This window comes from Variovorax sp. MPBD4-3, from assembly GCF_058809745.1.
Genome location: NZ_JBXASW010000107.1, coordinates 1 through 10,167, shown reverse-complemented (window position 1 = coordinate 10,167; position 10,167 = coordinate 1). Strand labels below are relative to the sequence as shown.

Genomic DNA, 10,167 nt, shown 5'->3' with positions numbered 1-10,167 from the left:
CACCCGTCTCCGCCCCCGAGCCCTCCCCCGCTCCCACGCCCATTTCCACCGCGCTTGCCGCCGATCGCATCGCGGTCAAATTCACCGCACCGGACGGCACCCCCGCCTTCGCCGTGCGCTGGCAAGACGGCGTGTACGCCTACATCAACCAGTGCCCCCACGCGGGCGGGCCGCTCGACTTCGAAGGGCAGATCATCGAAAGCTCGGGCCGCTTCCTGATGTGCGCGCGGCACGGCGCGATCTTCGAGCCCGACACCGGCAGGTGCGTGGGCGGCCCGTGCAAGGGCGCCAGCCTCGTGCCGGTGGCGGTTCACGAGCGGCCCGACGGCAGCATCTGGCAGGGCCAGGCCGAATGAACACAACCTTCAAGGAGAACCCTATGCGCAAGAACACCCGGCCTCACCCCCTCGCCCTGTCGGTCGCGGCGCTGGCCCTCGCCGGCGTGCTGGCGGGGTGCACCGGCATGGCGGCCGGCACCGGCGGCAAGGCTTCCACGGGCATGAGAGTGACGTCCGCAGCCTTCGCCGACAACGGCGTGATCCCGGCCGAGCATGCCGGCGCGGGCGAGTGCGGCGGCAGGAACATCTCTCCGCCGGTGGCCTGGAGCAACCTGCCGGCCAAGACCCGGTCGGTCGCCGTGCTGGTGTTCGACCCCGACGGCGCGGCCGGCCTCGGCGTGTCGCACTGGGTGGCCTACAACATCGCGGCCGAGCGCGGCGAGCTCAAGGCGGGCGAAGGCCAGGCGGGCTCCAACTTCAACTTCACCATGGGCCCGAACGTGGCCGGCGCGCCGGCCTATCGCGGCATGTGCCCGCCGGTGGGCGACCGGCCGCACCATTACGTGCTGACCGTGGTCGCCACCGACCTGGCGCCCGGCAGCCTGCCGGCCGGTCTCGGGCGCGACGCGCTGCTGGCCGCGCTCAAGGGCCATGCACTCGGCGGACAGAGCGTAGTGGGCCTCTACAGCCGCTAAAGCCCTCGGGCTGCCGGGTAATAATCAGGCTCCCGATTTGCCGGCGGCCCGTCAGCCATGGCTGCAGCCGCTTTTCCGAAAGCCCATCGATGGCCCTGACCGCCGCCGCGTCCGACGTTGCCCCGTCATCCGAACTCGACGCCATGTTCGACCTGGCGCCCGTCTCCCTCTGGATCGAAGACTACAGCGGCCTCAAGCGCAAGCTCGACGGCTGGCGCGCCGAAGGCGTCACCGACCTGGTGGCGTACCTGTCGGAAAACCCGGGCCGCGTGAGCGAATGCATGGCGCTGCTGAAGGTGCTGCGGGTCAACCAGCACACCCTGAAACTCTTTGCCGCCGACAGCCAGCAGACCCTGCTCGATTCCCTTGACCGCGTGTTCCGCGGCGACATGTCGGCCACCGTGGTGCACGAGCTCGACCAGCTATGGCGCGGCCAGCTCACCTTCGAGAGCGAAACGGTCAACTACGCCCTGGACGGCCGGCGGCTCGACGTGCGCGTGCGCGCCCGCGTGCTGCCCGGCCATGAAGCCACCTGGGAGCGCGTGCTGGTCTCGCTCGACGACGTGACCGAGCGCGTGGCCGCGCAGCGCCTGCGCGACGAAAGCGCCACCTACGCGCGCAGCCTGTTCGAGCGCTCGCCGGTGTCGCTGTGGGTGGAAGACTTCAGCGCCGTGCGCGCGCTGCTGCAGAGCATCCGCGCGCGCGGCATCACCGACTTCGCCACCTTCATCAAGGTGCACCCCGAGTTCGTCACCCGCTGCATGCAGGAGATCCGCGTCATCGACGTGAACCGCGAAACGCTGCGCATGTTCGGCGCGCCCGACCTGCAGACCCTGCTGGGCAGCCTCTCGCGCATCTTCCGCGACGAGATGCGCGAATCCTTCGCCGAGCAGCTGCAGGACCTGTGGAACGGCAAGACCGTGCAGCACCGCGAGGTGCTCAACTACTCGCTGTCGGGCGAGGTGCTGAACATCCACATGCAGTTCGCGGTGCAGGACGACCGGCTCGACACCTGGGACCTGGTGCTGGTGTCGCTGGTCGACATCACCGCGCGCAAGAAGGCCGAGGCCTACCTGGAATACCTGGGCAAGCACGACGTGCTCACGCAGCTGTGCAACCGCACCTATTTCACCGAGGAGCTCACCCGCCTCGCGCGCAAGGGCCCGTGGCCGGTGTCGATCGTGGCCATCGACCTGAACGGGCTGAAGCAGCTCAACGACCAGGAAGGCCACGCCGCCGGCGACTCGCTGCTGCGCCGCATGGGCGAGGTGCTGGACAAGGCCGTCGACCCGCCGGCTTGGCCCGCGCGCATCGGCGGCGACGAGTTCGCGGTGCTGCTGCCCATGACCGACGAGCGCGGCGCCGAAGCCATGCGCGAGCGCATCCTCACGCTGCTGGAAATGAACAACCAGTTCCACGCCGGCCAGAGCGGCCATGCGCTGAGCCTCGCGATGGGCCTTGCGACCTGCCACGCGGGCGAATCGCTGGAATCGGCACTGCAGCGCGCGGACCGGGCAATGTATGTCGACAAGGCGCGGCACTACGAAGGCTCGCCGGGGGATCGGCGGCGGGCGTAGCTACTCCGGCACCCGCACCCGCTCCAGCACGAAATCGATGAACGTCCGGATCGCCCGCGTGTGCTGGCGGTTCGGCATGTAGAGCATGAACATCTGCGTGCCGAAGATGGACAGGCGCCAGTCGTCGAGCGTGGTCACGACGTCGCCGCGGCGCACATCCTCCTGCACCACGTAGTCGGGCACGAGGCCGATGCCCAGGCCGGCGAGGATGGCCTGGCGCAGGAACAAGAAGTTTTCCGAGATCAGCGTCGGCTCCAGGATCACCTCGCGACGGGTCTCGCCCTGGTAGGCCGACACGCGCAGCTGCCGGCCGATGACGGCGGCGGTGACCACCGGCGCGCCCTGCAACGCGTCGAGCTGCACCGGCAGCGGATTCTTCGCCGCGTATTCCGCCGAGGCGCAGGCCACGTAGCGCACCGGCCCCATCGCGCGCGCCACCAGGTTCTGCGGCGGCTCGGGGATCACGCGGATGGCGATGTCTACCTCGTCGCGCAGCAGGTCCTCGATGCGGTTCTCGAACACCACGTCGAGCACGATGCCGGGGTACTGGCGCTTGAAGTCGATGAGCCAGTCGGCCATGACCAGTTGCCCGTAGCCGCTGGGCACGCTCAGCCGCACGCGGCCCTGCAGGCCCTGGCCCAGCGTGGTGACAGATTCGCGCGCCGCCAGCAGTTCGCCCTGGATCGCCACGCCGTGCTGGTAGAGCCGCAGGCCGATTTCGGTCGGCTCGGCGCGCCGGGTGGTGCGCCGCACCAGCTGCGCGCCCACCGAGCGCTCCAGCTGGTTCAGGTGGTAGCTGACGTTGGCGCGCGTCATCTTGAGGCGGCGGGCCGCCGCGCTCAGGTTGCCGGCATCGAGGATTTCCACCAGCAGGGTGAGCGATTGCAGGTCCATGCACCCGATTGTGTCAAAAATCCTTTGACAGTCTGTCAACCGCCTATGCAATTGTCAAAGCGGGGATACCGGCCAAGAATGCTTGGTTCACCCCAGAGCCTCGAACCCGCACGGTTCGCAACGCACGAGACAAGCAAGCACATGGCCACCAACACTCCCAGCCCTTCCACGTCCACCGGTCCCGTCACCTTCGAGCGTCGAGGCGACGTTTTCGTGGTGACCATCGACAACCCGCCCGTCAACGCCCTGGGCGTGGACGTGCGCCGCGGCCTCGTGGCCGCCATCGACGCGGCGGAGGCCGACGGCGCCGCCAAGGCGGTGCTGATCGCCGGCGCGGGCCGCAACTTCATTGCGGGCGCCGACATCCGCGAATTCGGCAAGACGCCGCAGCCGCCGTCGCTGCCCGAAGCCTGCCTGAAGATCGAGAACTGCACCAAGCCGGTGGTTGCCGCCATCCACGGCGCCGCGCTGGGCGGCGGGCTCGAAGTGGCGCTGTCGGCGCACTACCGCATCGCATCGCCCACCGCCAAGCTGGGCCTGCCCGAAGTGGCGCTGGGCCTCTTGCCCGGCTCGGGCGGCACGCAGCGCGCGCCGCGCCTCATCGGCGTGAAACCTGCGCTCGAACTCATGCTCAGCGGCCGCCATGCGGGCGCCAAGGAAGCGCTGTCGCTCGGCCTCGTCGACCGCCTGAGCACCGACGCCGACGCGCTGGCCGAAGGCCTGGCCTATGCGCAGGAACTGGTCGCCGCCAAGGCCCCGGTGCGCCGCACCCGCGACGCCGACGCGCTGGCCGACAAGGAAGCCAGCCGCGCCGCGCTCGAAGCCGCGCGCGCCGACACCGCCAAGAAGAGCCGCGGCCTGTTCTCGCCGATGAAGATCATCGAAGCCGTCGAGGCCGCGCTCACGCTGCCTTTCGACGAAGGCATGGCGCTGGAGCGCAAGCTGTTCCTGCAGTGCATCGACAGCCCGCAGCGCGCCGGCCTGATCCACGCCTTCTTCGCCGAGCGCGAAGTGCTGAAGGCGCCCGAGACCAAGTCGGCCAAGCCGCGCGCGCTGGAGTCGGCCGGCATCGTCGGCGGCGGCACCATGGGCGCGGGCATCGCGGTGGCCATGCTCGACGCCGGCATGCCGGTGACCATGATCGAGCGCGACGACACCCAGCTCGCACGCGGCCGCGCCAACGTGGAGAAGGTGTACGACGGCCTCATCAAGAAGGGCCGCATGACGCCCGAGGCCAAGGCAGCCGTCATGGCGCGCTTCTCCGGCTCCACCAGCTACGACGCGCTCGCCAGCGTCGACATCGTGGTGGAAGCCGTGTTCGAGGAAATGGGCGTCAAGAAGGCCGTGTTCGCCGAACTCGACCGCGTGTGCAAGCGCGGCGCGGTGCTGGCCACCAACACCTCGTACCTGGACATCGACGAGATCGCCGCCAGCATCTCGCGCCCGCAGGACGTGGTGGGCCTGCACTTCTTCTCGCCCGCCAACATCATGAAGCTGCTGGAGATCGTGGTGCCCGCCAAGGTGAGCGCCGACGTGGTCGCCACCGGCTTCGAGCTGGCGAAGAAGCTCAAGAAGGTGCCGGTGCGCGCCGGCGTGTGCGACGGCTTCATCGGCAACCGCATCCTGGCGGTGTACCGCCAGGCCGCCGACCACATGATGGAAGATGGCGCCTCGCCCTACCAGATCGACGAAGCGGTGCGCAACTTCGGCTACCCGATGGGCCCGTTCCAGGTGTCCGACCTGGCCGGCGGCGACATCGGCTGGGCCACGCGCAAGCGCAAGGCCGCCACGCGCGACCCCGAGGCGCGCTACGTGCAGATCGCCGACCGCATCTGCGAGCGCGGCTGGTTTGGCCAGAAGACGCAGCGCGGCTACTACCTGTACCCGGAAGGCGCGCGCACCGGCGTGCCCGACCCCGAAGTGCTGGCCATCATCGACGCCGAGCGCGAGCGCGCCGGCATCAAGCCGCGCGCCTTCACCGAAGAGGAAATCATGCGCCGCTACATGGCCGCGATGGTCAACGAAGGCGCCAACGTGGTGCTGCAGCGCATCGCGCTGCGCCCGCTGGACGTGGACGTGACCTTCCTCTACGGCTACGGCTTCCCGCGCCACCGCGGCGGCCCGATGAAATACGCCGACACCGTGGGCCTGCCCAAGGTGCTGGCCGACATCCGCGAGTTCGCGAAGGAAGACCCGATCTTCTGGAAGCCGTCGCCGCTGCTGGTGCAGCTGGTCGAACGCGGCGCCGATTTCGCCAGCCTCAATCAATCCGAGTAACCACAGAGCCAGCCCTCCAGGAGACACACCCCATGCGTGAAGCCGTCATCGTTTCCACCGCCCGCACCCCGCTCACCAAGGCGCACCGCGGCGAATTCAACATCACCCCCGGCCCCACGCTGGCGGCCTTCGCCGTGAAGGCGGCGGTGGAACGCTCGGGCCTCGACCCCGCGCTGATCGAGGACGCCATCCTCGGCTGCGGCTACCCCGAAGGCACCACCGGCCGCAACATCGCGCGCCAGGCCATCATCCGCGCGGGCCTGCCGATCGGCATTGCCGGCACCACGGTGAACCGCTTCTGCGCCTCGGGCCTGCAGGCGATTGCCATGGCCGCGGGCCGCATCGTGGTGGACGGCGCGCCGGCCATGATCGCGGGCGGCGTGGAAAGCATCTCGCAGATCCGCTCGCGCAGCGCCACCGATGCCGGCGACAGCGGCATGGACCCGTGGATCGTCGAGCACAAGCCCGAGCTGTACATGGCGATGATCGAAACGGCCGACATCGTGGCCAAGCGCTACAACATCAGCCGCGAGGCGCAGGACCGCTTCTCCGCCGAGAGCCAGCGCCGCACCGAAGAAGCGCAGATCGCCGGCCGCTACAAGGACGAGATCGTCGCCTGCACCACCACCATGGCCGTGACCGACAAGGAGACGAAGGAAGTCACCTACCGCGAAGTGACGGCCACCGAAGACAACTGCAACCGCCGCGGCACCACCTACGAAGCGCTCGCCAAGCTGAAGCCCGTGATGGGCGAAGACAAGTTCGTCACCGCCGGCAATGCCTCGCAGCTGTCCGATGGCGCATCCGCCTGCGTGCTGATGGAAGCCAAGGACGCCGAGCGCGCCAACATCAAGGCGCTGGGCGCCTTCCGCGGCCTCGCGGTGGCCGGTTGCGAGCCCGACGAGATGGGCATCGGCCCGGTGTTCGCGGTGCCCAAGCTGCTCGCGCGCCACGGCCTCAAGGTGCAGGACATCGGCCTGTGGGAACTCAACGAGGCCTTCGCCTCGCAGTCGATCTACTGCCAGGACAAGCTGGGCATTCCGTCGGAGCTGCTCAACGTGAACGGCGGCGCCATCTCCATCGGCCACCCCTTCGGCATGACCGGCGCGCGCCTCGCGGGCCATGTGCTCATCGAAGGCAAGCGCCGCGGCGCGAAGTACGCCGTGGTCACGATGTGCATCGCCGGCGGCATGGGCGCTGCGGGCCTGTTCGAAATCTATTGAGGAGCCCGCGATGGACCTGAACTTCACGACCGAAGAAGAAGCCTTCCGCAGCGAGGTGCGCGCCTTCCTGGCCGCCAGGCTGCCGGTGCGGCTGTCCGAGAAAGTGCGCAGCGGCAAGATCCTCGAGAAGGCCGACATGCAGGAATGGCACGCCATCCTCAACGAGCGCGGCTGGCTCGCCAACCACTGGCCCGAGCAGTACGGCGGCCCGGGCTGGACGGCGGTCGAGAAGTTCATCTTCGAGAACGAATGCGCGCTGGCCTTCGCACCGCGCATCGTGCCCTTCGGCGTGAACATGCTGGGGCCGGTGCTCATCAAGTACGGCAACGAAGCGCAGAAGCAGCATTGGCTGCCGCGCATCCTGAACGGCGCCGACTGGTGGTGCCAGGGCTATTCGGAACCCGGCGCGGGCTCCGACCTGGCAGCGGTGAAAACATCGGCCGTGCGCGGCATCGACGCGCAGGGCGACCACTACATCGTGAACGGCCAGAAGACCTGGACCACGCTGGGCCAGCACGCCAACATGATCTTCTGCCTGGTGCGCACCAACCGCGAGGCGAAGAAGCAGGAAGGCATCAGCTTCCTGCTGATCGACATGACATCGCCCGGCGTGGAAGTGCGCCCGATCATCACGCTCGACGGCGAGCACGAGGTGAACGAGGTGTTCTTCTCCGACGTGCGCGTGCCCGCCGAGAACCTCGTGGGCGAGGAGAACAAGGGCTGGACCTGCGCCAAGTACCTGCTGACCTACGAGCGCACCAACATCGCGGGCGTGGGCTTCTCCGTGGCAGCGCTTGAACAGCTCAAGGGCATTGCCGCCACGCAGACCAGGAACGGCAAGCCGCTGGCCGACGATCCGGCCTTTGCCGCGCGCATGGCGCGCGTCGAGATCGACCTGGAGAACATGAAGACCACCAACCTGCGCGTGATCGCGGCGGTGGCCGGCGGCGGCGTGCCGGGCGCGGAAAGCTCGATGCTGAAGATCCGCGGCACCGAGATCCGCCAGGAAATTTCTTCGCTGGCCCGCCGCGCGATGGGCGTGTACGGCCGCCCCTTCATCGCCGAGGCGCTGAAGGACGGGTTCACCGGCGAGACCTTCGGCCCCGATTACGCATCGGCCGCCGCCTCGCGCTACTTCAACAACCGCAAGCTGTCGATCTTCGGCGGCTCGAACGAAATCCAGAAGAACATCATCAGCAAGATGATTCTTGGTCTGTAAAGGAGACATGCCATGAACTTCGAACACACCGAAGACCGGCGCATGCTCGCCGACAGCCTGAACCGCTTCATCAGCGAGCAGTACGCGTTCGACGCGCGCGACCGCATCGCGAAGTCGCAGCACGGGTTCAGCAAGGAAATCTTCCAGCAGTTCGCCGAACTGGGCGTGATCGGCGCGCTGTTCAGCGAGGCCGACGGCGGCTTCGGCGGCGGCGGCTTCGACATCGCCGTGGTCTTCGAGGCACTGGGCCGCGGCCTGGTGGTCGAGCCGCTGCTGGGCGCGGTGATGGTCGGCGAGGCGCTCAGCGCCGCCGGCACCGATGCGCAGAAAGAAAAGCTCGCGGACATCATCAACGGCGTGACCGTGGCGGCCTTCGCGCACGACGAGGCCGACACGCACTACGAACGCTCGCGCGTGGCCACCAAGGCAGAACGCTCCGGCGATGGCTGGGTGCTGCACGGCGCCAAGGCCGTGGTGCCGCAGGGCGAGCAGGCCGACCTGTTCCTGGTCTCGGCCCGCACCTCGGGCAACGTGGACGACGAAGCCGGCATCTCGCTGTTCCTCGTGCCCGCGAAGACCGCTGGCCTCACGGTGCGCGGCTGCCCCGCCATCGACGGCGGTCGCGTGGCCGAACTTGCATTCGACGGCGTGAAGCTGGGCGCCGACGCGCTGCTCGGCGCGGAAGGCCAGGGCCATGCCACGCTGGAACGCGCCATCGGCCGCGGCGTGCTTGCGCTCTGCGCCGAGGCACTGGGCGCGATGGAAGCAGCGAAGACCGCCACGCTGGAATACCTGCGCACGCGCAAGCAGTTCGGCACGCTGATCGGCAGCTTCCAGGCGCTGCAGCACCGCATGGCCGACCTGCTGCTGGAGATCGAACAGGCGCGCTCGGCCGTCATCAACGCGGCCGCCGCTATCGACACCGGCGAGCGCCTGGCGCGCGAGCGCGCGCTGTCGGCCGCCAAGTTCAGCATCGGCCGCATCGGCGCGCTGGTGGCGCAGGAAAGCATCCAGATGCACGGCGGCATCGGCATGACCTGGGAACTGCCCCTGCCCCACTACGCCAAGCGCCTGGTGATGATCGACCACCAGCTGGGCGACGAAGACCACCACCTGCAGCGCTACATCGCCCTGGGCCAAGAGTCCGGCAAGGAGGTGGCGGCATGAGCGACACGACCAACAAGACAGTGCTGATCTCGCAGGAAGGCGCCGTGCGCATCCTGACCAACAGCAACCCCGCCGCGCGCAACGCGATCACGCCCACGCTGTACGCCGAGCTGAGCGCCGCGCTGTCCGACGCCGAGAAAGACCCCGAGGTGGGCGCCATCGTGTTCACCGGCGCGGGCGATTTCTTCTGCTCCGGCGGCGACCTGAACCTGCTGGCCAAGCGCCGCGAGCTGCCGGTGGCCGAGCGCCGCCAGATCCTCGAAGGCCTCAACAACCTGATCCGCGCGCTGCGCGATTGCGGCAAGCCGGTGATCGCGGCGGTCGAAGGCGGCGCCGCTGGCGCGGGCCTGTCGATGGCGCTGGCCTGCGACATGCTGGTGTCGGCGCGCGACGCCTTCTTCACCGTGGCCTACGTCAAGGTCGGCCTCACGCCGGACGGCGGCGCCACGGCCTTCCTGGCGGAGTTCGTCTCGCGCCAGGTGCTGACCGAGATGTGCCTGACCGGCGACCGCATGCCGGCCGAGCGCCTGCACGCGCTGGGCGCCGTCAACCGCCTGACCGACAAGGGCGCCGCGCTGGCCGAAGCCATCGCGCTCGCGGCCAAGGTGGCCAGCGGCCCGCAACGCGCCAGCGCGCGCATCAAGACGCTGTGCCGCCAGGCGCACCACGCCACGCTGGAAGAGCAGCTCGACGCCGAGGCCGTGTTCATGGTCGAGTCGCAGGGCGACGCCGAAGCGGCCGAAGGCATCGGCGCGTTCCTCGGCAAGCGCAAGGCCGACTTCGTGGCGCTGCGCCGTGCCGGCGGCAAGGCGGACGCGTCCTGACACCCGCCCTGCC

General features: G+C 69.0%; 9 protein-coding genes. 8 read left to right on the top strand and 1 reads right to left on the bottom strand.

All coding sequences use genetic code 11. The features are described from left to right. From AC1RVW_RS30195 to AC1RVW_RS30185, 3 genes are all read left to right on the top strand, one after another. On the top strand, positions 1–356 hold a 356-nt coding region (locus AC1RVW_RS30195; protein WP_493204389.1), incomplete at its 5' end, for a Rieske (2Fe-2S) protein. Between the two features lie 23 nt (positions 357–379). Next, positions 380–973: a YbhB/YbcL family Raf kinase inhibitor-like protein gene (locus AC1RVW_RS30190; RefSeq protein ID WP_106935753.1), complete on the top strand. Its 594-nt coding sequence runs from the start codon at positions 380–382 to the stop codon at positions 971–973. Between the two features lie 89 nt (positions 974–1,062). After that, positions 1,063–2,550, top strand: a complete 1,488-nt coding sequence (locus AC1RVW_RS30185; protein ID WP_285413568.1) for a sensor domain-containing diguanylate cyclase — start codon at positions 1,063–1,065, stop codon at positions 2,548–2,550. Here AC1RVW_RS30185 and AC1RVW_RS30180 read toward each other — a convergent pair whose 3' ends face one another. Then, positions 2,551–3,444: a LysR family transcriptional regulator gene (locus AC1RVW_RS30180; protein WP_106935754.1), complete on the bottom strand. Its 894-nt coding sequence runs from the start codon at positions 3,442–3,444 to the stop codon at positions 2,551–2,553. 141 nt (positions 3,445–3,585) lie between these two features. On the opposite strand from AC1RVW_RS30180, the gene AC1RVW_RS30175 reads away from it, so the two are divergent. The 5 genes from AC1RVW_RS30175 to AC1RVW_RS30155 are packed head-to-tail and all read left to right on the top strand — an operon-like array spanning position 3,586 to position 10,154. Further along, positions 3,586–5,721: a 3-hydroxyacyl-CoA dehydrogenase NAD-binding domain-containing protein gene (locus tag AC1RVW_RS30175; RefSeq protein ID WP_493204386.1), complete on the top strand. Its 2,136-nt coding sequence runs from the start codon at positions 3,586–3,588 to the stop codon at positions 5,719–5,721. Positions 5,722–5,753: 32 nt separating this feature from the next. Then, positions 5,754–6,944, top strand: a complete 1,191-nt coding sequence (locus AC1RVW_RS30170; protein ID WP_081270840.1) for an acetyl-CoA C-acyltransferase — start codon at positions 5,754–5,756, stop codon at positions 6,942–6,944. Between the two features lie 10 nt (positions 6,945–6,954). Continuing rightward, positions 6,955–8,163, top strand: coding sequence for an acyl-CoA dehydrogenase family protein (locus AC1RVW_RS30165; RefSeq protein ID WP_493204384.1), 1,209 nt, complete (start codon positions 6,955–6,957; stop codon positions 8,161–8,163). A gap of 12 nt (positions 8,164–8,175) precedes the next feature. Beyond that, the gene (locus AC1RVW_RS30160) at positions 8,176–9,330 is read left to right on the top strand and encodes an acyl-CoA dehydrogenase family protein (RefSeq protein ID WP_493204382.1); all 1,155 of its coding nucleotides are present in this window, start codon (positions 8,176–8,178) and stop codon (positions 9,328–9,330) included. Continuing rightward, the gene (locus tag AC1RVW_RS30155) at positions 9,327–10,154 is read left to right on the top strand and encodes an oxepin-CoA hydrolase, alternative type (RefSeq protein WP_493204380.1); all 828 of its coding nucleotides are present in this window, start codon (positions 9,327–9,329) and stop codon (positions 10,152–10,154) included. Before AC1RVW_RS30160 ends, AC1RVW_RS30155 begins: the two co-directional genes overlap by 4 nt. Positions 10,155–10,167 lie beyond the last annotated feature (13 nt).